Here is a 22,011-nt window from a genome sequence, read left to right on the forward strand (position 1 = left end):
CGCGGCGGGGGGCGGGGGCAGGGACGGCGCCGACGGCGGGGACGGCGGGGACGGCGGGGACGGCGGGGCGGACCGCTGGCCGGGCACGGTGCCGGCCGACGCCGCCGCCGCTTCGGTGGGCTCGCTCATGCGGTCCACCTCGTATCCGGTCGTACGGCGCGGTGCGCGCGGATGCCGCACCGCTGCGGCTGCGCGGGGCGGGCGGCGGGGGAGGTCCGCCGCCGCTGTTCGAATCCGAGGCGGCAGGGGGCGGGTGCGGGTTCGGGATGCACGGTGTCCTCCATCTGGGCGGCCGGTTGGCACTGGTGCTCCAAGAACGCCCCGCTCCTACGCCCGTAACGGCCCCGGAAGGGCGAATCCCTCGAACGCGAATACGGCCCCGGCGGGCGGGCCAACAGCCGCCTGCCCGCCCACCTTTGAACCCACACGTTCGAGTGGTCGGCGGCGCCCGGCACCCGATCAGGGGCTTGCGCGGCCTGCGGCGGACCGGTTGGCGCGGCGGCGCGTGAAGTGGCCGGACGTGACGATCGACGCTGCCGTCTCCGACTTCTACTGCCATCAGGTGCTGTCCGGCCGGGTGCCCGTCGAGACCGTTGCGGAGACGGATCACGCGCTCGACCGCTGACGCCTCCGCCTCCGGACGGAGACCCCGCACCGATTCGGCCGGGGTCTCCCCGGCCGCTCTACTTCACCGCCGGGTATGCGGAAGTCGGCGGTACGGGGGCGGGGGGCGGCGACGAAACCGGCCCGCGGGTCGGCCCGGAGGTGGACGCGCTCGCCGTCGGAGCGGGCGTGGCGGTCGGGACCGACGTGCACGTGGGGCTCGGCGACGGAGCCGGCGAGGAGGCCGGTACCGGCGTCGGAGTCGGGGCGGCGGTGGGCACCGCCGTGGACGTCGGAGCCGAGGTCGGAGTCGGGGCGTACGTCGGAACCGCCGTGGACGTCGGAGCCGAGGTCGGAGTCGGGGCGTACGTCGGAACGGCCGTGGACGTCGGAGCCGAGGTCGGGGCCGGCGTCGGGAACGGCGCCGGCGGCGGAGCCTGAGTCGGAGCCGTGGTCGGCCCGTACGGTGACACCGCCGTGGACGTCGGAACCGAGGTCGGGGTCGGCTCGTACGAGGGGGCCGGCGTGCGTGTCGGAGCGGAGGTCGGGCGCCACGTCGGGGCCGGCCCCCGGGTCGGAGGCGGGGTCGGGGTCGGTGACGCGCAGGTGGGGCTCGGGCTCGGTGCCGGATCCGGCGTCGTGGGGTCGGCGGCCCGGGCCATGCCGGTCGCGAGGGCGATCCCGGCTATGACGCCGGACGCCGCGACCGCGGTCGCGGCCGTGGCCGTACGGACTCGGTGTGTGCGCATGTGGTGGTTCCCCCCTGGTCAACTCGTCGGCGCGGTCGCCGACCATGATCCAGAGCCAACACCCTCCGTCGCCGACCCGCAACAGGCTTCCACGGCGTCCCTACGGGAAGTGCAGGGCCCTCAGGGCGCGTTCGGCGTGGTCACGCCCTCCCCACCACGGGCCGCCGTCGGCGCAACGCACCCCCGGCGCCCGGGCCGCCCCGGCCCGGTCACGTGCGGGCCGGGGAGTGGACGAGGGCGAGCTCCCGCGCCGTCAGGGGCGGGCCGGTCAGGGGCGGGCGGCGGGGGCCTCGTACGGCTCCCAGCAGGACGCGCGGCCTGGCCAGCGCGGCGAGCGGGGTCTGGAGGGAGGTGACGTCGGTGAGGTCCTTCACCATGGCGAAGCTGCCGCAGCTCGTCGTCACCAGGCGGTCCACGTAGCGGGCCAGGATCCTGTCCCTGCGGTTCGGGCTGCCGCCCCGCACTCCCGGGTAGAAGATGTCCTGCCCGGTGGCCAGGTCCCAGGCGGCGTCGACCCGCTTCGCCATGGCCCGCTGGACCTGCCGCGCGAGATGCGGGGCGTCCACGCCACGGGCGCGGGCCTTGTCGCGGAGGACGGCGGCCGACTGCGCGGCGACGGACATGCCGTGCCCGTAGACGGGGTTGAACGCGGCGAGGGCGTCGCCCAGGACGACGAAGCGTTCGGGCCAGTCCCGCACCTGCTCGAAGTACCGGCGCGTGTTGTGCGTGCTCCTGCTGACCGTCACGCCGGTGAGGGGCTCCAGCCGGGAGATGATCTCCCCGACGACGGGATGGCGGAGCCTGCGGGCGAAGGCCTCGAAGTCCTCGGCGTCACCGGTCGGTTCCCCCTCCCGGGTACCCGTCTGGGTGACGATCCACCGGCCGCCCTCGACCGGCAGGATGCTGGCGCTCTGCCCCGGGCACCCGCCGCGGGGATCCGCGTGCACGCTGACGATGGGGAAGCCGGCGCTTCCCGCCGGGGCGCGGAAGACCCGGGTCGCGTACACCAGGCCGAGGTCCACGGCCCGCTCGGGTGCGGGGCGCACCCCCAGGTCCGCCAGGTACCGGGGCGCGCGCGAGCCGCGCCCGCTCGCGTCGACGACGAAGTCGGCGTCCAGGGTGCGGTGGCGGCCGTCCGCGCCGCGGACCCGGACCCCGGTGACCCGGGAGGCGCTGCCGGACAGGCCTTCGACCCGGGTGTCCTGGAGGACGGCCACTCCCCCGCCGGTCAGGACGAGGTCGCGCACGACGGAGTCCAGGAGGTCGCGGCTGCACCCGATCACGAAGTGGGTCTCGCGGTCCCAACGTCTGAACCAGCCCTGCCCGCTGAGCGCGACCATGCCCGTGGGGACGGGGATGCGGTTCGCACCGGCGGCCAGCCAGCGGTCGGTGATCCCCGGGAGGAGTGCTTCGGCGGCGCGGGCTCCCCCGCTCCAGAGCATGTGCGCGTGACGTGCCTGGGGGAGGCCCCTGCGCGGGAGCGGCCGGGTCGGCAGTCGATCGTTCTCGACGACGAGTACGTCGTCGACCGCACCGCGCAGCGCACTGGCGGCGAGCATCCCGGCCAGGCCGCCGCCGATGACGACGGCGCGCCGGCGGACCGTTGGGACGGGGGCGTCGGCGCGGACCCCGGTGGTGGTCGGCTCGGGCACGTGACTGCTCTCTACGATCTCTGCGGGCCGCCGGACGGGGGGTGCTCCCGTCGGCGAGGGTGGGGTGCGCGGGCCCGCGTCCTGTGCGGGCCGTGGCGTCGGGTCACTCGGCCCGGCCGGAGCGGGCCGGAGGAACGTCCCTGGAGGCGGCGACGCAGGGCGGGACCGCGCACAGCGGCCGCCGCGCGGCGGCGCCTTCGAGCAGCGACATGGCCCGTACGGCGTCGGAGAACCGTACGAGTCCGTCGTCGCTCTCGGTCAGGGACTTGAGGCCGCCGTCCCCGTCGCCCTCGCCGGGATGGGGACGCAGGGAATCGAACGCGGCGATGACCAGCGCGGCGCGCGCCGCCGCTTTTTGGTTTTTTTCGCGCCGGGCCCGGTCGGGCGCCGCTCGTCGGGCGCCCGCTCGTTCGGCCCGCCCGGGCTCCAGATTAGGGGGCAGGAGGCGCAGACCGTTCCCGGATGTCGCAGGTCCGCCGCAGGTGGCGCCTGCCAGGACGCCCACCACGGTATGCGCACCAGTTCGTACGGGATCACCGCGCGCATGGCCTCCCACAGCGGCCGGAGCCTCCTGTAGCGCGAGCGCCGGCGCCACCACCCCACCAGGCCCTGGCCGACGGCGGGCAGGGCGAACCCGACGCACTGGAGCAGGGAGGCCAGGGCGGCCAGGGAGGGGGCCACGGTCGTACTGACGGCGTCCCAGTCGCGGCCCGCCCACCGGGCGCCGACCGCGAGGAGCTTGAGCACGGCGTAGCCGAAGTTCAGGACGCCTCCGGCGACGATGAGGACGAGCCCGGCGCGCAGCAGGCCGCCCACGTCGCGGGCCCAGCGGCGGCACAGGACGGACAGCAGGACGGTCGCCACCGCGTGCGCCAGAACGTAGAGGACGATCATCTCCCGGATGAACGGCGTCGTGGCGTAGTACGTGTCGAAGTCCCGCAGGCGTTCGTCGGGCGCGTCGCCCAAGGCGAACAGGGCGAGCAGCGCCACGATGACGGCCCCGTAGACGCCGGCGCACCAGCGGGTGGCCCTGCGGCGCTGTTCGTCCGGTCCTCCCCGCCACGTCAGCATCAGGATGATCACGCTGGCGCTCCCGGCGGTGACCAGCGCGAAGACCAGCGGGGCGGAGAAGTTGGCGACGCCGGTGAGCCGGTTGACCTGGGACACCGTCGACGGTGCGGCGAAGAAGAAGACCACGGCGCCCACGGGAATCACGACGCCGACCGAGCGGACCAGGGGGTCGCGCCAGTGGCGTACGAGGCCCGGCACCCTCATCGCGAAGGAGACGAGCAGGAGGGCGGCGGGAAGGTAGTAGTAGAGGTTGTTCACCTCGCCCCCCTCACGACCGGTTCGCCCCGCGGCGGCGCGGGAGCCGGCGCGGGAGCAGGCTCAGGAGCCGACGCGGGAGCAGGCGCGGGATCCGGCGCGGGAGCAGGCTCAGGAGCCGGCGCGGGAGCCGGCGCGATCACGTGCTGTAAGCCGGTGTGCTCGGCCACGTTCCTCTGTTCGACGAGGGCGCCGACGGACTGCCGAGCTTCCCACTGCTTGATCACGCTTCTCCCCAATGCCCTTGTCCGCGTGAGGCGGGCGTGCGCGCCCAGGCGGATTCCACACGGCCGGTCTGCCCGGCCGCCGCACCCAGTCGGCGGCATGCCTCAGCGCGTGCCGCCGGCCGGATCCTGCTCCCCCTCGGCCGCGCGCTCGTCCATGTAGTTGTCGAGCCACTCCAGCAGCCTGGTGCGTCCCTGGTCGGGCAGCAGGGCAGCGCGCAGGGCGATGCCGTCGACGCCGTGCCGCTCGTACAGACTCGGCCGCCGGGTGCCGGCGGGGGCGGCCGCCGCGAGCGCGCCGCGCTCGCTGTGCTCCTGGTACTCCTGGAGCAGCGACTTCTCCACGGCGGCCAGCGCGCAGCTCAGGGCCTCGGTGTCTTCCGACTGGAGGAAGCCGGCCGGGCGCCCGAAGAACCGTTCCAGGCGTGCGCAGTGGTCCATCGTCGGCCGGCGGTCCCCGCCGAGCAACGCCTGCACCTGCTGCCGGGAGATGCCGCTCTGCCGGGCGATCTCGCCGTGCGAGAACTTCCGGCCGTTCTCCTTGCGGTACGTCTCGTGGAGGAGGTCGAGCCGCTGCCGGAACCTCTTGTGGATGTCCGGCTCACCCGCCGGACGCCCCTGGAGGAGTGCCCGTACGACGTCGAGTGGAACTCCGGAGGCGAAGTGCAGTTCCTCCGGGACCAGCACCTCGTCCCGGCTCCGGCCGAGCTTGGCCGCCAGATCGACGATCCGTGCCACGGCCCCGGCCAACTGCGAGGCGGTCGCCGCGGATACGGAGAAGGCTGCTGTCACCGGCTGGTCTCCCGAAGTCGCGCTTGCGCAGGACTGATCACCCCGGTGTGCCGGGGAGGCGGAGCCGCCGGAGCGGCAACTGCCGCCCCGATGCTGCCACAACCGTGGCAGGAGCTCATAGGCCTCCGGGCAGACTGCCACAGCAGTGGCAGCAGGTCGGTGGCGGCCCGCCTGCCGGCCGGCCGCCCTCACGAGACCGCTCGCCGTACCCCTCCGCTTCCGGGGCGGCCGTCACCCGACCCGGGAGGAAGGATCCCGGTTGGGCTCGGCGGCGGCCCTGCGCTCGGCGTCGGTCAGCGGCGGTGCCTGGAGGTGCGGCTTCTTCGGGCCGAAGAGCAGGGGGACCAGCACGTCCGGGGAGAACAGCCGGGTCGCGGGCTTCTCCAGGCTCATGACGTCCAGCAGGGCGCCGAGCGCACGGGGGCTGCCGGCGGCCGTCTCGACGACGCGGTCGACGAACCGGGTGAGGAGCCGCTCGACGGCCTTGGGCGGTGTGGCGCCGGCATCCGGGTAGCAGGCGTCCTGGCCCACTGCCAGGTCCCACGCGGCCGACACGGGCCGCGCCGCCGCGCGCTGCACGCGTCGGGCCGTACCGGGGGTGGTGGGGCCGGCGGAGGCCAGTACGGCCCTGAGGGCGAGGGCGGACTGGGCGGCCACGGTGAGACCGTGCCCGTAGACGGGGTTGTAGCCGGCGACGGCGTCGCCGAGGACGACGAACCCGTCCGGCCAGTCCTTCATCTTCTCGTAGTAACGGCGCTGGTTGGCGGTGCTGCGCGTGGTCACGACGCCGCCCAGGGGTTCCGCGTCCTTGATGAGTTCGCCGATGACGGGGTCGCCCAGGCCCAGGGCGAAGGCGGTGAAGGCGGCGGGGTCCTTGGTGGGTTCGCCGCCGCGCGAGCCGGAGAGGGTGACGATCCACCGGCCGTCCTCGACGGGGAGGATGATGCCGCCCTGGCCGGGGGCCTTGGCCGGGTTGGCCTGTACGTTGACCAGCGGGAAGCCCTCGCCGGTCGTCCCGGGGGCCCGGAAGGCGCGGGTGGCGTAGGCGACTCCCGCGTCGACCCGCCGCTCGGTGACGGCGGGCAGGCCGAGGGCCTGGAGCCAGTCCGGGGCGCGTGACCCGCGCCCGGAGGCGTCGACGACCAGGTCGGCGGTCAGGGTCCGCGTCCCGGTGCCGATCCGGGCGGTGACACCGGTGACGCGGCCCGCCGTGCCTTCGAGGCGCTCGACGGCGGAGTCCTCGTGGACGGTGATGCGGCCGGTGCCCGGGGCGCGCCCGCGCAGGACGCGCTCGCGCAGGACGTGATCGAGGAGGTTGCGCGAGCACACGAGGATGCGGTGGGGGGTACCGCTGCCGAAGCGGCGGAACCAGACCTCGTTCGGGGCCCGGGAGACCATGTCACCCATGATGGGAACCAGCCGGCCGCCCTCGGCGACGACGCCGTCGACGAAGCCGGGGAGGAGTTCCTCGAAGGCCCGCACGCCGCCGCTCCAGACGAGGTGCGCGTGGCGGGCCTGCGGCACCCCCTTGCGGTCCTCGGGGCTGGCGGGCAGCGTGTCGCGCTCCATGAGCGTGACGTCGGCGAACTCGGCGAGTACGGAGGCGGCGAAGAGGCCGGCGGCACTGCCGCCGATCACGAGGGCGGTGGGCCGGCCTGAGTTGGCTGCTGTCTGTGACATGTGATGCTTTCTGTCGTGGCCGCCTGCCGGCGGAACCTCGCGGCGGTCCAGGTGCGGCGGAGCGCGGGAGAGCGCGAGAGCGCGTGGGTGTGGTGGTGTGGTGTCGGTGACCTTGGCGCCGGCCTCACAGGCCCGGCCGGGCCTGCCGCCCGGCGGGGACTCCTCAAGTGCGGCAGCACCGAGCGCTCCCCCAGCGCCCGGGACGGATGCTGGGATGCTGCGATCACCGAGTTACGTGTAGTCACCATACGTGTTGCGGCCATCTTTTGGGCCGGCGTGGGTCCGGTCCCCGTTCTCCCGTCTGCCCCTCCGGCCCGGCCGGGCAAGAGCGTTCGGCTGACGGCGTCCGGGTCGGGACGTCACCATGGCTCCATGACCGTCCCCAGCCCTGCCCAGCGGCTCGCCGACCACGTCCAGCACCTCCTCGGCACAGGGCCGTTCCCGCCGCCCGGCGGATGGACCCACATGGGCGCCGTCATCTGCGACGTCAGCTTCCAACCCCGCTGCAACTACGAGGCCACCCTGCGGCCGCGGCTCCTGCGGCTCCAGGCGAGCTGGCCGGACGCGAGCACGGTCAGCGGGTTCCGGAGCCGTCTGGCCACGGAGGACCTCGCCGTCGCCATGCGGTTCAACCACGCCCGGAAGGTCGCGACGGCACGCGCCATCACCGACCTCCTGGCCGGCCACGGGGTCGACACCCGCGACGACCTCCGTACCTGGCTCGACCACCAGTCCAACCGTGCCGCACTGCGCACGGTGAAGGGGGTCGGGCCGAAGAGCGTCGACTACGTCGGCAACCTCGTCGGCCGCTCGCAGGTCGCCGTCGACGTCCATCTGCGCGCCTTCGCCGCGGACGCCGGTGTCGCGGGGCTCCCCTACGAGCGGCTGCGCGCGGCGTACGAGGAAGCCGCCGCGCTCCTCGGGCACGACGAGGCCGGCCTGGAGCACGCCGTGTGGCGGCACGGGGCGGGGGCGAAGGCGGGGGCCGGGACGGCGTGACCGACGCCCCGGCCTCGGCGCCCACCGCGGCCGTGTGAGGATCGGCCATGGACACCACCACGGCCACCCCCACTGCCACCCCCACCCCCGCCCCCACTTCCACCCCCACCCTCACGGAGCGCCGGTCGCCCTGGGTCGTCTTCACGCGCCGCGACGACCCCTGGGTCACCGCCGGGGCGGCGGCACTCCGGGAACAGGGCGGGCGGGTCTTCCGGCTGGACGGCCTCGAGATGCGGGAACCGGCTTCGCTGTTCGCCGCCTTCGCCCGGTCCCTGTCGTTCCCCGGCTACTTCGGCCGGAACTGGCCCGCCCTGGTGGACTGCCTGCACGACTGGCACGGCCACGGGGGCGACAGCAGGGACATCGCCGTCCTGATCGACCACGCCGACGCGCTGCTCGACGCCGGGTTCACGGGCCTCTTCGTGTCCGTGCTCTGCGAGGCGGCCTGGAAGGCCAACCCCCAGCTGGACGCCGACGGGATCCCGCACGAGGACTGGCCGCCGTTCACGCTCCACTTCGTCTTCCTCCTCGAACACGTCCCGCCCGCCGCCTTCGAGCCGGCCGTCCGGCAGGGCCCGGACGTCGTCGTGGCCGTGGAGGACGGCCGGCTCAGCGCGACCCTCACCGGCGACGACTGGCCGGAGGGGGTGCGCGGCGGAAGCTGACCCGCTCGGGCACGGTCGCGCGTACGCCGTTGTCAGTGGCGGCTGGCAGCATCCCTGAGCACCCCACCTCAAGGAGCTCCATGGGTACCTGGGACGTCGGCCCCCTCGACAACGACACCGCCGCGGACTTCGGCGGCACCCTCGACGAGGCCGCAGAGGCCGAGCGGCCCGGTCTCGTACGGGACGCGCTCGTCCGCGTCCTCGACGCCGAGGACACCCTCGACCAGCACCTGGCCGTCGAAGCGGTGGCGGCAGCGGCGCTCGTCGCCGCGCAGTGCCCCGGAGGGCGGCCCGTCACCAGCCCGTACGGGCCGGACCTGCCCGTCCCCGAGCTTCCGGCCGGCCTGCGGGACCTCGCCGTACGCGCCCTGGACCGCGTCGCGGCCGAGCCGTCCGAGCTGCGCGGACTCTGGGCCGACACCGGCAAGTATCCTCACTGGCTCCGCGGCCTGGACCTCCTGCGCAGGGTGCTGGCCTTCCCCGCCCCGCAGCCGGTGGCCCGTTCCTGGGCCCGGATCGACGCCTGGACGCGCCGGCACGCTCCCGCCTCTTACGCCCTGCTCGCGCCGCCGGCCGACCCCGTGGAAGTCGAGACGGCGCAGGAGGCGATGGGGGTCCGCTTCCCCGCCGACCTGCTCGAATCACTGGCCTGCCACAACGGGATCACCCAGTGGGCGAACCTGCTCCCCGGCCAACCGCCGATGTCCGTCGCGGGGATACTCGCCCACTGGCGGATGTGCGTCGAGATCGCCGGTGACGACCCCGACCTGACGCAGTCCCACGGCGACGGCGAGGACGACGAACCCTGGTGGCACCCGCAGTGGATCCCCTGGGCGCAGAGCGACGGCGACTCCCAGGTCATCGACATGCGCGAGGGGCCCGGCCGGGGCCGCCTGGGCACTGCGGCACACGACGACACCGGCCACTTCGGCGACGGCTGGCCCTCCCTGGCCGTGTACCTGACCGCGGTGGCCGACGCGCTCGACCACGGCGGAGAAGCGGACGACATGGCTCCGTACCTCACCCCGCAGGGAGAGCTGTGGTGGGACTTCCCGGGCGAGACCGAGCTGAACGGCGAGCCGCTCACCCCCGCCCCTCCGGCGGGCGGCCCTCCCGGGCGGGGCTAGGGGGTGTCCCGCGAAGTCTCGGGCTCCGGGCGGGATCGGGACGACGGGTTCCAGAGGCGGTCGGCCTCGCCGCGGGCGATGTGCTCCTCGTAGATCCGCACCTTGTACCGCATCACCTCCAGGGTCTCCCGCAACTCCTGGATCTGCGCCTCCACCTGGCGCTCGTGCCGGCGCAGCAGTTCCAGCCGCTCGTGTTCGTTGCCCGGGCCCTGGCGGGCCAGTTCGACGTACTGCCGGATCACCGGCAGCGGCATGCCGGAGGAGCGGAGCTTGGTGCAGACCGCCAGCCACTCCACGTCCGCCTCGTGGTAGACGCGGCGGCCGTTGGACAGGCGGCGCACCGGGTTGGCGAACAGGCCCTCCCGCTCGTAGAAGCGGAGCGCGTGCACGCTCAGCCCGCTGCGCCGCGCCACCTCACCGATGCTCAAGTCCACGAGTGACCCCCGTCACAGAGTTGTTGATCTAGACCCGACTCTAGCTTCTAGCCTCGGACCATCAGCCAGTCAGCCAGTCGGCACGTCAGACGATCGGATTGTGGGAGAACATGGGCGTTTGGTTTGTCACCGGGGCATCGCGCGGGCTCGGCGCGGAGATCACCCGTGAGGCGCTGCGCCGGGGGCACAGTGTGATCGCCACCGCGAGGGACGCGTCGGCACTGCTCAAGGCGTTCCCCGAGAGGCCGGACGGACTGCTGGCGGTGGACGCGGACGTGACCGAGCCGGAGCAGCTGGCGGCCGCGGTGGAGGCCGGTCTGGCGGAGTTCGGCCGGATCGACGTCGTGGTCAACAACGCCGGCTACGGACTCGTGGGCGCGATCGAGGAGACCTCCGACCGGGCCGCCCGGGACCTCTTCGACGTCAACGTGTTCGGCGTCCTCAACACGCTGCGGGCGACCCTGCCGACGCTGCGCGCCCAGCGGTCGGGCCACGTCGTGAACATCGGCTCCGTGGGCGGCTTCGCCACCGCCCCGGCGGTCGGCCTGTACGGCGCGTCGAAGTTCGCCCTGGAGGGCATCACCGAGGCGCTGCACGGCGAGCTCGCCCCGCTCGGCATCCGCGTCACGATCATCGAGCCGGGCGGCTTCCGCACCGACTTCCTCAGCGGCTCCAGCATCCGCGTCGAACCGGCGGCCATCGCCGACTACACCGCCGGCGCGGGGCCGGTGCGCGAGGCGCTGGCCGCGAACGACGGGCTCCAGCCGGGCGACCCGGTCAAGGGGGCCAAGGCCGTCGTCGACGTCACGGAGGCCGCCGAGCCGCCGCTGCGCCTCCAGCTCGGCGCGGACGCGGTCGAGCGGGTCGAGGCGAAGCTGGACCTGGTGCGGCGTGAGCTCGACCAGTGGCGCGGTACCTCCCTCTCCACCGCCATCTGAAGCACCGTCAGCTGTCCCGCCCTCCGGGAATAGGGAGCGCGGGGCGGCGAGTTGCCCGGACTGCAAGATCGACATGTGGTTCGGGAGGGGCGGGGCAAGACAACGGTCCACGGCACGGCGGTGGCCGGTTTCGAAGGCGCGGGCGCGTACGCTCGGCCCGTGACCGATCACGGCATCGCCCTGCCTGCTGGGCGGTCCAGGACGCGGTGGGCGCCGCTGCTCGTGACGAACAACCGGTTGGCGTTGAGCGGGTCGTACCACGCCGACCGGGGCGGGGCAGCCGGGGCCGTGGCCGTGGCCGCCGAGGCGGTCGTGTCGGGCACGGACGACCTGCCCGCCGGTTCCTGAGCCGGTCCGCCTCCCGACGACGCTCCCGGCGGCGGCCCTGCGCGAACGGCTATGACCGGGCGGTCCGTGTCACCCCGGGCATGCGCAGGGCGTCGGCGGCCGCCGGCGACAGCATGGAGTCCCGCAGCTCCGCCACGGGGATCCAGCGTGCGGCGTCGGTCGAACCGTCGACCTCGGCCACCGCCGGCGCCCCGCTTCGAGCTCTACGGCGTAGAACAGCGCGGTCAGGTTCCAGCTCACGCCCCGCCGCTCGACCGCGTACGTCCGCGCGTCGAGCAGCCGGGCAGCGGCGAGTTCGAGCCCCGTCTCCTCCCGGAGCTCACGGGCCAGGGTCTCCACGGGCTGCTCGCCCGGGTCGATCCCCCCGCCCGGCAGGTGCCACAGCCCCGGGGCGAATATCGGCGACGCGTCGGTCAGCCGGGCCAGCAGCAGCCGGCCGTCCTCCACCGCGATGCCGTACACCGACACCCGATTCCGCACGCGCGCTCCGTCCGCCACTGCCCCACCCCTCCCGCTCCGACAGCCCGAGGCGAGAACTCCAGCCCCACCAAGACCGCCCCCAGGGGTGTCCCCGAGACGCCCGGATGTCAGACGAAGCAGATGCTGTTCGGGTCGACGTCATGCCATCCGGGGCCGGTGTGGCGGTCGTAGCCCGTCGTGATGGCCGGCTACACGTGGGGTGGCGGGCGGCCGGTTGCGGTGACCGGGTCACGCGCCCGCGTCCGGCCGGCGTCCCGGCCACTACTGAGCGGTATGTCGCCCCTGCGGTACCGGGGGCGGGCGGGGCGCGGGATAATCGGGGGCATGGTCACGCCGTACTCCCCCGCTCCCGGCCCGTCGGCGGCCGAGGTGCTGCGCGCCCGGTACGCGGGCAGGCTCCCCGCCGCCCTCGACGAGCTGGCGGGCCCCGAGCACGGCGTGGTCGAGCTGCCCCTGCACGTCGCCTGGTCGGGGCTGCGCTCCTACGACCTGGACCGGCCGCGCCTGCGGATGGGCCTGTACCGCACGGTCCTGGCCGAGGGGCAGCACGAGGACCTGGTCAAGCTCCTCAACCGCGACCTGCTCGCCGCCCAGTGGCCGGTGCTGCGCACCCTGGTCAGCCGGCACGTCCGCCAGGTCTGGGAGGAAACCTTCCCCGAGCTGGCCCAGGCCCAGGCCCAGGCCCAGGCCCCTGCTCCGGCCCAGGCCCCTGCTCCGGCCCAGGCCCCTGCTCCGGCCCCGGCCCCGGCGGCCGGGTCCGCGGCGGCGTGAAGCTCAGCGGGCTGCACCGCCGCCTCCTGGACGCCGTGATCGACATCGGCTCCCCGTACCCCCTGGTCCTCGCCGGCGGGTACGCCGTCCAGGCCCACGGCCTGGTGGAGCGCGTCAGCCAGGACCTCGACGTCGCCACCGAGAACCCCGCCCCCATGGCCGACATCGCCGCCGGCCTGGAGCAGGGCCTGGCCACCCGCGGCTGGCGCGTGGAGACCATCGCGGTGGACCCGCTCTCGGCCCGCCTCGTGGTCACCGATCCCGCGACCGGCGAGCGCTGCGAGCTCGACGTGCTCAAGGAGCACTTCTGGACCCCGCCGGCCCGGACCGAGTACGGGCCCGTCCTCGCCCTCGACTCCGTCATCGGCACGAAGGTCCGGGCCCTGGCCGACCGCGGCACCGCGCGCGACCTCATCGACGTCCACGCGGCCTCCCGGCACCGCACCCGGGGCGAACTCGAACGGCTCGGCGAACGGCACGGCCGCGACGAGTTCCGCCTCGCCGACCTCCGCGACCGGCTCGCGGGCGCGGAGTGGACCGACGACGAGGAGTTCACCGCCTACGGCCTCACCGACCCCGAGACGGCCGCGGTCCGCGCGTGGGCGCTGGACTGGGCCACCGACCTCGACCGGCGCCTCCACGGCGACGACGAGGTCTGAAGGACCGGCTGCTGCTCGTCCGGTGGCGGTGGACACGGCCGCCCGGCGGCGCCGTCCCGGGGCGGGCGCCGGAAAATGCCGGGGAGGGAGACCGGCGGTGGTGCGAGACTCGGCTCCATGAAGCCCAATGATCCCAAGGACGATCTGCACCGCTACCTCAAGGCGGCCCGCGAAGCGATCGTCTGGAAGCTGGACGGACTGTCCGAGTACGACGTCCGCCGCCCCCTGACGCCGACCGGCACCAACCTCCTCGGCCTCGTCAAGCACCTCGCCAGTGTCGAGCTCGGCTACTTCGGCCCGACCTTCGGCCGCCCGCACGGCGAGGCCCTGCCCTGGCACGAGGAGGGCTCCGAGCCCAACGCGGACATGTGGGCGACCGCCGACGAGTCGCGCGAGGACGTCCTCGGCCTCTACCACCGCGCCTGGGCGCACGCGGACGCGACGATCGAGGCGCTGCCGCTGGACGCGATGGGCCGCGTCGCGTGGTGGAGCGAGAACGCGGACGTGACGCTTCAGCGGGTCATGCTGCACATGACGGCCGAGACGAACCGGCACGCCGGCCACGCCGACATCGTCCGCGAACTGATCGACGGCACGGTCGGCATGCGGAAGGACAGCGGCAACATGGACGGCGGTGACGAGTCCTGGTACCAGGAGTACCGCGACCGCCTGGAGGCCTCGGCCAAGGAGGCCGAGGCCAGGCACGGCTCACGCTGACCGGCTGAGCCGCCCGGACCCTGCCGTTCCCTTTCAGTCCCTGCCCGTTCCCGCAGGTCAGAGCGGGAGGCCGAGGCGGCTCAGGGACTGAAGGGACCGAGTTTTCGAAATCCGTACGTATGGGCGGGCGGGGCCGCGTCAGGCGACGGTGCGCGTGGCTGCGCCCGCGGCTCCGCGCTGGGAGCGCTCCGTCTTCATGCCGACGTGCCGCGGCTCGACCGTACGGGGGTCCACCGCCTCGCCCGGGGCGCCGGCCCGGTACAGGCCGTCCGGTTCCGCATCGCGGTCGTGCGGGAGGAGGTAGAAGACGCGTCGCTTCTGGAGCCCGCTGTCGGGGTCGGCCTCCGCGCTGTCGCAGAGTTCGGCGAAGCCGACCATGCGGCCGTCGCGGTAGTAGCGGGGCTTGCCGCGCCTGCGCGGGGTCTTGTCGAGGGCCTGGCGTACGTAGTCGAGCTGTGCGGGGTCTTCCAGCCACACCACCTTGTCCTCGTGGGTGAGATCGCTTGCTTGAAGTAGCGAGCTCATGGCCTTGGTCCCTTCTCGGTCTGACGACGTACCTGTTGCGCGGTCCGGAGTGACCACGCTACCGGGCGCCGGGCACGGGCTATCGCGGTGTGCGGGGCGGCGTCCTGTGGCCGGCTCATTCGTTGCGTGTCCATGGTAGGTGGCCGGATGCGGTGGCGGACAGTAGGCCCGGGCGGTTCACCCCCGGGCTGCCCCGTTCGCCGGGCGCGCGCGCCCGCCTCGTACCGGCTCATCCGGACTCGTCCGCGAGCAGGGCGAGGCCGGGGTAGAACTTCTGGCCGTTCGAGCGGAGCATCTCGCCGGGCGAGGAGATGCCGACCTCGGCGCGGATGCGGGTCGCGAAGGCGCGGGTGGTCGCGGGGCGCAGGCCCTCGCCCTCCTGGCACCAGGTGCTGTAGGCGCGGTACAGCGCGCCCTGTTCGACCTTGAAGTCCCGCGGCTCCTCACCGCCGTCGCCGCTGGTGCAGCATTCGGCGAGGAAGCGGCCGATGTGGTCCTCGGTGGTGGCGTAGGCCTGGGTGGCGGTGCGCACGACGGTGGGGCCGGTGAGGGACGGCTTGGTCCGCAGGTAGGCCATGGCGCCCTGGATCATCCAGTGGAGGATGCCGGGACCCTCGTGGTTGACGAGTTCCTCCGCCAGGTTGTCGATCTTGCGGTGGTCGGGGACGACCTTGTCGAACGGGATGAGGCGGATGCGGCGCCAGAACGCGTGTCCGCCGGTGCCGACTTCGGGACGGTGGTTGCCGAGCAGCCAGAGCTTGTGGGTGGGCTCGAAGCTGAAGTAGTCCTGGCGCATGCGGCGGGCCTTGAGGCGGTCGCCGCCGGTGAGGAGCTTGACGCGGGCCTCGTCGAACTTGTCGTGGGGCTTGAGCTCGCTGCACACGAACAGGCGACGGCCGTGGAGTTCGGTGAGCTCGGTCGAGTGCTCGTTGAACTTGCCGCGTTCCATCAGGAAGCCGGGCGGGGCGACGTCCGCGTAGTCGCCGAGGATCTTGATGACGATGTCCATGAGCGCGGACTTGCCGTTGGCACCGATGCCGTAGAGGAACGGCAGGACCTGGCCGCCGACGTCGCCGGTGATGGAGTAGCCGAGCAGGAGATGGACGAAGGTGATCATCTCCTTGCCCTTGTCGTCGTCGCCGAAGGTCTCCGTCAGGAAGCGCGCGAAACGGGGCGTGGGGCTGGCCTCGGGCGCGAGGTAGGTCGCGCGCGAGTGCAGGTCCCTGAGCGGGTCGGGCTTGCGGAGCTCGCCGGTGCGCAGGTCGACCACGCCGGCCGGGGTGCACAGGGCGTACTTGTCGCCGTCGAGGGTGTCGGGGTCCAGGGCCAGTTCCGGGGAGGCCTTGGCCTGGGACAGCATGGCCTTGACCCCGGAGGTCGACATGGCGCGCTTGCGGTGCTGGGCCAGCTCGCGGTCGGTGAAGTGGCCGCGCGGGTCGTGCAGCGGCATCTCCTCGGCCATGTCGCCGGCGGCCCAGATGGCCGCCTTCTCGCCGCCGGTGCGCTTCCAGCGGTACTCGTCCCACACGTACCAGCCGAGGCCCTCGACGTGGCGGAAGCGGTGGTTGTGGAGGTGGGCGAAGAGCTTGGCGTTGCCCCGGTCGGTGAGGTTGACGAGCAGGCCGGCCTGGACGAAGTCGTCGGGGCGGGGCGGCGTGGTCGCGGGCGTGGAGACCTGCTGGGCGGGCAGTTGGGCGGTCTCGGCTCCCCCGGCGGTGGTTGCGGGGTGCCCGGCCGTGAATCCGGGGTTCCCGGCCGTGGTTGCGGGGTTTCCGGCGGTCTCGGCTCGCGTCCCGGCTCCCGTCTCGGCCGCGAAGACCGCGAGCTGCTCGGCGGCGGCGTGCGCGTCGAAGCCCGTGCTTCCTGCGCTGCTCATGAACGTCCCTTGGGGTGGATGGGGCGGTGGCTGCCGGCGCGGAGCGCGGAGTCGATGACGAGTCGGTTGCGGCGCGCCCGGCCCGGGCGGGCCGCGTCCGCGGCTTCGGCGAGGAGGCGGGCGCATTCGGGCAGCGTGATGTGGCCGCCGGCCGCGAGGCCGCCGGCGGTGAAGGCCGCCCGGTTGAGCTTCTCGCTGAAGGCGGTGCCGGAGGGCGCGTGGGCGCAGTCCCGGACTTCGGCGAGGAGGGGGCCGAGGATGCGGTGGGCGTCGTCGGCGCCGGCCCCGGATGCGGTCGTGGTGGTCCGGGCCCGTGCGGCCCCCTGCGGCCTCGGCTGCGGCTGCGGCTCGGGGAGGGCGGGGTGGTGGCCGGTGCGGGCGAGTTCGGCGCCCAGCCACAGCGGCAGGGGCGCGGGGGTCCGAGAGCCGGGCAGGGCTTCGTAGGTGCCGTGGGCCGTCCGCGTACCGGGCGCGACGATGTAGCCGCCGGTGGCCCGGACGTCGACCTGCCAGGCGAGGGCCGTACGGCTGCCGGTGCCGGTGGAGGAGCGGATGGCCGGGCCGCCCAGGGGGGCCCGGTACCAGATGTGCAGGCCGCCGCTGGGGGTGCGTACGCGCAGGGTGGCGGTGTCCTGGGCGGGGTCGGGCCGGCGGCGGACGGCGGCCAGGAGGGCGAGGGTGTCGTAGCCGGAGCGGAGGCCGGTCAGGTCGACGCGGTCGTCGATCGGGATGCCGGGCAGCAGGCGCCCACGCTCCGGCAGCTCGGCCGGGTGGGTGTCGACGTCGATGACGACGAGGCCGGCCGGGCCGCAGGAGACGGCGACGCCGAACCCCGGCTCCTGACGCCACCAGTCCCTGATGACGGCAGCGTCCGTCGTCGCGGCGTGGAAGCCGTGGCACCACCGTCCGCGCGCCGTGCAGGGGCAGTCGGCGGGGGCGTGCTGCTGCTCCCGGCAGGCGGCGCAGTTCCCGGCGGGTGTTTTGGTCCCTGGGGCGAGGGGATGGACGGGCATGCCCCTGGCCGCCAGCCAGAGCGCCACCTCGACGCCGTGCCCGTGCCCCGGGCCCGTGCCGACGGCTGCCGCTGGTGGCGGCGTTGCGCTGTGGGCTGGCACGTGTGTCTTCCTTGGCGGTGCGGCTGGGCTTGGTTCGACTGTGTGGGCTGGTCCGGGCGTTGGCCCCGGCCCCGGCAGGGACTGAAGGGACCAAACTTTCACAATGCCGGAGCCTAGCGCAGCGACACGCCGAAGCGGCGCAGGCTGCTGCGACTGTTTTGAATTCTCAGTCCCTTGAGTCCCTCCGGACGGGGTGGTCGGCCGGTGGTCGGCCGGAGCACGGCTGGAGGCCGGCTTGAGGTCGGCCCGGGGCCACCCTCCGGGCCTGCGTGGCGGATTGCCAGGGTTTGCCGGTTATGGCCGAGTCTTGGGCCAGGGACTGAAGCGGGAGCGGAGTCCTGAGGCCCCCTCCCCCCTTGTCCCCGCTCCCCCTGGAACAGGGTCGGAACGCCCTTCGGTCCCTGTTCCGTCCCTGTCGCTTCGGTCACTGACAAACCTGCAGGTCAACCGGTTGCTCCTGTCGGCTGGAGGGACTGAACAGGGACCGAAGGGACTCAATTTCCTAGTTATGACGTGAATATGAACCAGTACTGCTTACGCCCGCGCATACACGCACGCACGTAAAGGCTGGAAGAGTGAATTCTCAGTCCCTTCAGTCCCTGTGGTCAACGGAGGATGGGCTCTGACCTGCGGAAACGTCAAGGGACTGAGGGACCGAGGGACTCAGGGACCAAACGCAGGTCTCGGCAGGTTTCCAGCAGGGCCCACTCGGGAGCCGGTCGTGGGCGGACTCCGTTTCGGTCCCTGGGTAACGGCCGGACCCGGCGAGGGACCGAAGCCGGTCAGCCGGCGCGGGCGCAGGGGCAGGACCGAACCGGAGCCGCCGTTCTCGGGGTCTTCGCGTCGCGGGCTTCCCGGTTCAGCCGTCCTGCCGGGGCGTGACGGATATAGTGGGGGGACGAGTTACTCAGGCGCGAGGGGCCCTCCACGATGTGGAGGGCCCCTCGTCTTGTTCCTGGCTCAGGCCACCTGGAGCTTCGGGCGGCCCGTCGTCGGGGTGGGTGGGGCCTGGTGGTACGTCGGCAGCTTCAGGTTGGGCAGGTCGCCGGCCTGGATGCGGACGAGGGCCGCGCGGAAGGCCGCCTCCATGCTCTCGTGGCTCTCGTACTTCGCCGCCAGCGGGTGGAGCCGGTAGGAGTTGCCGTTGCGCTCCTCGCTGCGGGGCCTCAGCACGATGTTCAGCTCGCACAGCGGCGCCATGAGCCCGCTGACGGCCTGGGGCGTGACCCCGTACTCGGCCGCCATGTCCTTCTGCCGGACCGCCAGTGCTCCCCCGAAGTCGCTGCGGGAGACCAGGTACTGGAGGAACTTGACGGCGGACCCTGACAACGGCAGGGCCCAGATGCGCTCCGCGACGATCGGAGACATGACGTTAGCCATGGGAGAGCCTTCCTCGTGAGCGGTGGCGGTGGTCCCTGGTGGAGGACGGGCCTGGCAGCACTATCACCCGGTACGTTTCCTTCCGCGGTAGTCGGCCGCCGCCCCGAAGTCGAGGTCGAGTTCCTCCTGATGGGCACCCTGAGGGCCCACAGAGTAGGGGAAGGCCTCGACGTCGTGCTCGTGCCGGCCGGCGATCTCGGCGAGTACGTCGTGCTGCGCGGTGCTGTTGCCGTGGAACCACAGGCGTACGTTGAGCTGGATCCGGCCCCTGCCCGCCTTCTCCACCCAGTTGTAGCCGCACAGCGCCTGCACGGCGCGGTTGACCGTGGAACGCGTGATCATCTTGCCGCCCTTCTGAGCGGCGATCTTGTTCAGTCCGTCGGTGATCTCCTGTTGCGTGTACGGGGTGACGCCGGTCCCCGGTACCTGGCCGCCGGCCACGAAGAGGAAGACGCAGAGCTGTGACTTGGTGATGCTGTTCGCGACGGCGAGCTGCGCGAGCAGCTGGGTGAACCAGTTGCTGGCCAGGCTGTAGCCGGAGCCCCCGGCCATGTCGTGGACGGCCTTCGGATCGGTCGCGTACTCGAAGTGCACGCCCTTGAGCCGTCGGCGGCCCCCGGGGTCGGCCGTCGCGGCGACCTCGGCGACCTTCTCCCCGAGCTGCTGGCCCAGGACGGCCAGGATGTCTCCGTACTCGGCTTCGTTCCCCGCGGAGGTGGGTGCGGGAACGGCCCGGGGCCCGCGCCGGCGACGGGCGGGCGGATCAGATGTCACGTGACCTCCTCGTTACTCAGGCGGTCCGAGAGTATCCAGAAAATCAACGTGTGCTTGTCTTTTGACGTGGCGGCGCGCCGGAGGCGACCTGTGGGCACCGCCCCGTTCGAACGCGGCGACGAAAGTACACGGGGGGTGGAGTTTTCGAGCCCGTAGCCGCCGGAAGTACACGCCTGCTTGATTTCGGTTGCCGCGATGACGGCACGTACGTGCAGCTACCACGCATACCGGTGGGCGGTCCGGGCTCCTCGGCGCAGCGCCCTGACCTGCGGCTCCGCCGGGCTGCCGGGTGCCCGTCAGAAATCAACCTGTGCTTGAGTTTTCCGCCGAATGTGCCCGCCGGGTACACACTCGGCGCCCCCGAACGTGTCCTCCAGGACACACACCCTCGCGCAAACCCGCAGGTCAGAGTCCCGCAAACGTCGCCGCCTCTTACTAAAAGAGCAACCCTCCGAACGGCGCCCGAGCGCCCCGGTCCTTGCCGACACCCTTCCCTTCGGCTGGGCGAGCCCGTCACTCCCGACTCTCCCTCCGACCGACACCCCCGCCGACACCCCCGCCGACACCCACCGACACCCCCACCGACACGCACACCCACGCCCCAGCTCCTTTCCGCCCCTCTTGCCCCGGCCGACACACCCTCAGCACCTCGTGCCCGCAGTCGGCATACCGGCCCAGGTCTCCCCACCCCGGCCACGTCCGGCATCGGCCCCGTTCCGCCCGTGCCCTCGTGCCCAGTGAGGGCGCCCAGCGCCCGAGGGGTGCACCGGCGACCGTCAGGGAGCCGGGGCAGGGCGCGAGGGGGAGCGGGTCCAGGGCGCCGGAGCGCCTGGCGAGGGGGTCTGGGGGGCGAGGAGCCCCCCATGCTGCGGCCGGTCCAGCGCGGCCAGGCGCTGGCGGGGTCCAGGGGCTGGCCCCTGGGATCGACGACGGGCGGCCGACGACCGGCAAGATCCCCGGCCAGAACCCGGACGGCGTTGTCAGAGGGGCCGCGTAGGGTGGCCGACGGGATCACGAACGGGGGACGCGCCTGTGAGCTTGTGGACCAGGAAGCCGCTGGAGGAACGGGCCCGGTGGCTGCTCGAACCCCTGGTGGAGGTGGGGCCGTTGCGCTTCGGGATGACCCCCGAGCAGGTCCGGGCGGCCCTGAGCGGGGCGCACGTATCGCCGTCCCAGACGTCGGGCGGCAGGCTGTCCTGGCAGCGGTACCCCGACGTGGGCGTGACCGCGATCTACGGTCACGGGCCCGAAACCGGGCCGCGCCTGGCCGCGGTGGCGGTCGATCCGTGGTGCGGGCCGCTGGTGCGGCTGGGGGACGTAGAGCTGATCGGCCGGCTTCCCTCCGAGGTCCGCGCGGACCTCCGCAGCCTCGCCCGGCGCGCGGGGGTCTCGGTGAGGTCGAACTGGAGCGGCGATCCGGAGGTGGCAGCCTGGGGGTTGTCCATGGGAGCTGCGCAGGACTGGGGGTCTCGGTCCGGGGAGTGGACGCGTAAGGACCGGGTGATCACGGACGCCCTGCTGGTCGGCCCCGAGCTGGCCGAGGACCCGTACGCGACCGCGCCGGTGATCGGTTGGTACGACGTCCGCGAGGCGAGGACGAACCCCGGGACGCCGCCGCTGCCTCCGCAGGAGCGGCCCCACTGGGCCTGGGCGGCGCTGGAAGGCGTCGGACCGCTCCGGTTCGGGATGACCGTGAACCAGGTGTCCGCCGCACTGGGCGGCGAAGCGCCGGCCGCCCGCCGGGGATGGAACCTGTGGGCCGGACGCGGGGCCGGGCAGTGGTACCTGAGGGAGGAACAGTTCGACGGGGTCGGGTTGACCGCCCACTACTGGTCCCCGGAAGGCCCTCCCACCCTGGCGGCCGTCACCGTGGACGGGCGTACGGGGCCCCAGGTCGACTGGGACGGCATCCGGCTGATCGGCCGGCCGGTCTCCGAGGTGGACGCGGAGGTGATCCGGAGCAGCGAGGAACGCGGCCTGGACTGGGCGGTCCACTGCGACGGCGGCCCGGGGCCGGAGGAGCTCAACATGTACGTACGGGCCACCAGGGCGGGCGACACCGTCGTGAGCGGGGCCCGCTTCTTCGCGCCGGACTGGGAGGATCGAGATCAGCCGATCCCGGCGTGACCTCCGGTGCGACTGCATCCTTCGGCCTACTGGGGTTTCGGTCCTGTGGA

The 22,011-nt window shown here is 73.4% G+C and carries 20 protein-coding genes and 1 pseudogene; 9 read left to right on the top strand and 12 right to left on the bottom strand.

Features of this window, described 5'->3' with window-relative positions:
• Positions 1-606 precede the first annotated feature (606 nt).
• The 5 genes from SSNG_RS33865 to SSNG_RS33885 all read right to left on the bottom strand — a co-directional run bounded on the left by SSNG_RS33865 (position 607) and on the right by SSNG_RS33885 (position 7,026).
• On the bottom strand, positions 607-1,158 hold the full coding sequence (locus SSNG_RS33865; protein ID WP_042804609.1) for a hypothetical protein: 552 nt from the start codon (positions 1,156-1,158) through the stop codon (positions 607-609).
• Between the two features lie 403 nt (positions 1,159-1,561).
• The gene (locus SSNG_RS33870; RefSeq protein WP_277752174.1) at positions 1,562-3,004 is read right to left on the bottom strand and encodes an FAD-dependent monooxygenase; all 1,443 of its coding nucleotides are present in this window, start codon (positions 3,002-3,004) and stop codon (positions 1,562-1,564) included.
• Positions 3,005-3,262: 258 nt separating this feature from the next.
• Entirely contained in the window at positions 3,263-4,333 is a 1,071-nt protein-coding gene (locus SSNG_RS33875) for an MAB_1171c family putative transporter (protein ID WP_007268478.1), read from the bottom strand.
• Positions 4,334-4,659: 326 nt separating this feature from the next.
• The gene (locus SSNG_RS33880) at positions 4,660-5,346 is read right to left on the bottom strand and encodes a helix-turn-helix transcriptional regulator (protein ID WP_042804610.1); all 687 of its coding nucleotides are present in this window, start codon (positions 5,344-5,346) and stop codon (positions 4,660-4,662) included.
• Positions 5,347-5,577: 231 nt separating this feature from the next.
• Entirely contained in the window at positions 5,578-7,026 is a 1,449-nt protein-coding gene (locus SSNG_RS33885) for an FAD-dependent monooxygenase (RefSeq protein WP_007268480.1), read from the bottom strand.
• A 372-nt stretch (positions 7,027-7,398) separates the two neighbouring features.
• Here SSNG_RS33885 and SSNG_RS33890 point away from each other — a divergent pair, with 372 nt between their 5' ends.
• From SSNG_RS33890 to SSNG_RS45485, 3 genes are all read left to right on the top strand, one after another.
• Entirely contained in the window at positions 7,399-8,025 is a 627-nt protein-coding gene (locus tag SSNG_RS33890) for a hypothetical protein (RefSeq protein ID WP_206731425.1), read from the top strand.
• A gap of 47 nt (positions 8,026-8,072) precedes the next feature.
• A complete protein-coding gene (locus SSNG_RS33895) occupies positions 8,073-8,690 on the top strand; it encodes a barstar family protein (RefSeq protein WP_007268482.1) in 618 nt (205 codons plus the stop codon).
• An 80-nt stretch (positions 8,691-8,770) separates the two neighbouring features.
• On the top strand, positions 8,771-9,817 hold the full coding sequence (locus SSNG_RS45485) for a DUF4259 domain-containing protein (RefSeq protein WP_128637605.1): 1,047 nt from the start codon (positions 8,771-8,773) through the stop codon (positions 9,815-9,817).
• Here SSNG_RS45485 and SSNG_RS33905 read toward each other — a convergent pair.
• Entirely contained in the window at positions 9,814-10,245 is a 432-nt protein-coding gene (locus SSNG_RS33905; RefSeq protein ID WP_241695302.1) for a MerR family transcriptional regulator, read from the bottom strand. The genes SSNG_RS45485 and SSNG_RS33905 overlap by 4 nt on opposite strands.
• A gap of 116 nt (positions 10,246-10,361) precedes the next feature.
• On the opposite strand from SSNG_RS33905, the gene SSNG_RS33910 reads away from it, so the two are divergent.
• Positions 10,362-11,189: an oxidoreductase gene (locus SSNG_RS33910; protein WP_042804742.1), complete on the top strand. Its 828-nt coding sequence runs from the start codon at positions 10,362-10,364 to the stop codon at positions 11,187-11,189.
• Positions 11,190-11,348: 159 nt separating this feature from the next.
• On the top strand, positions 11,349-11,537 hold the full coding sequence (locus tag SSNG_RS33915) for a hypothetical protein (protein WP_129593410.1): 189 nt from the start codon (positions 11,349-11,351) through the stop codon (positions 11,535-11,537).
• 69 nt (positions 11,538-11,606) lie between these two features.
• Here SSNG_RS33915 and SSNG_RS38355 read toward each other — a convergent pair whose 3' ends face one another.
• Complete coding sequence (locus tag SSNG_RS38355) at positions 11,607-12,017, bottom strand: NUDIX domain-containing protein (protein WP_241695303.1); 411 nt, start codon at positions 12,015-12,017, stop codon at positions 11,607-11,609.
• A 324-nt stretch (positions 12,018-12,341) separates the two neighbouring features.
• Here SSNG_RS38355 and SSNG_RS33925 point away from each other — a divergent pair.
• From SSNG_RS33925 to SSNG_RS33935, 3 genes and pseudogenes are all read left to right on the top strand, one after another.
• Positions 12,342-12,683: pseudogene (locus tag SSNG_RS33925) on the top strand (hypothetical protein); the annotation flags it as partial.
• Between the two features lie 101 nt (positions 12,684-12,784).
• Positions 12,785-13,447 (top strand): nucleotidyl transferase AbiEii/AbiGii toxin family protein, encoded by a 663-nt coding sequence (locus SSNG_RS33930; protein ID WP_007268489.1) that lies wholly within the window; start codon positions 12,785-12,787, stop codon positions 13,445-13,447.
• Between the two features lie 117 nt (positions 13,448-13,564).
• A complete protein-coding gene (locus SSNG_RS33935) occupies positions 13,565-14,164 on the top strand; it encodes a DinB family protein (protein WP_007268490.1) in 600 nt (199 codons plus the stop codon).
• Positions 14,165-14,302: 138 nt separating this feature from the next.
• Here the strand turns inward: SSNG_RS33935 and SSNG_RS33940 are convergent, their stop codons facing one another.
• From SSNG_RS33940 to SSNG_RS33960, 5 genes are all read right to left on the bottom strand, one after another.
• Positions 14,303-14,689 (bottom strand): DUF6009 family protein, encoded by a 387-nt coding sequence (locus tag SSNG_RS33940; protein WP_042804613.1) that lies wholly within the window; start codon positions 14,687-14,689, stop codon positions 14,303-14,305.
• A 229-nt stretch (positions 14,690-14,918) separates the two neighbouring features.
• Complete coding sequence (locus SSNG_RS33945) at positions 14,919-16,565, bottom strand: phage/plasmid primase, P4 family (protein ID WP_007268492.1); 1,647 nt, start codon at positions 16,563-16,565, stop codon at positions 14,919-14,921.
• The gene (locus tag SSNG_RS33950; RefSeq protein WP_007268493.1) at positions 16,562-17,605 is read right to left on the bottom strand and encodes a bifunctional DNA primase/polymerase; all 1,044 of its coding nucleotides are present in this window, start codon (positions 17,603-17,605) and stop codon (positions 16,562-16,564) included. The genes SSNG_RS33945 and SSNG_RS33950 overlap by 4 nt, the downstream gene beginning before the upstream one ends.
• A 1,035-nt stretch (positions 17,606-18,640) precedes the next feature.
• The gene (locus SSNG_RS33955) at positions 18,641-19,060 is read right to left on the bottom strand and encodes a hypothetical protein (RefSeq protein ID WP_007268494.1); all 420 of its coding nucleotides are present in this window, start codon (positions 19,058-19,060) and stop codon (positions 18,641-18,643) included.
• Between the two features lie 63 nt (positions 19,061-19,123).
• Positions 19,124-19,834 (bottom strand): hypothetical protein, encoded by a 711-nt coding sequence (locus SSNG_RS33960; RefSeq protein WP_007268495.1) that lies wholly within the window; start codon positions 19,832-19,834, stop codon positions 19,124-19,126.
• Between the two features lie 1,032 nt (positions 19,835-20,866).
• Here SSNG_RS33960 and SSNG_RS38360 point away from each other — a divergent pair.
• Entirely contained in the window at positions 20,867-21,961 is a 1,095-nt protein-coding gene (locus SSNG_RS38360) for a hypothetical protein (RefSeq protein WP_050779987.1), read from the top strand.
• Positions 21,962-22,011: the final 50 nt, after the last annotated feature.

Source organism: Streptomyces sp. C (assembly GCF_000158895.1).
Lineage (GTDB): Bacteria > Actinomycetota > Actinomycetes > Streptomycetales > Streptomycetaceae > Streptomyces > Streptomyces racemochromogenes.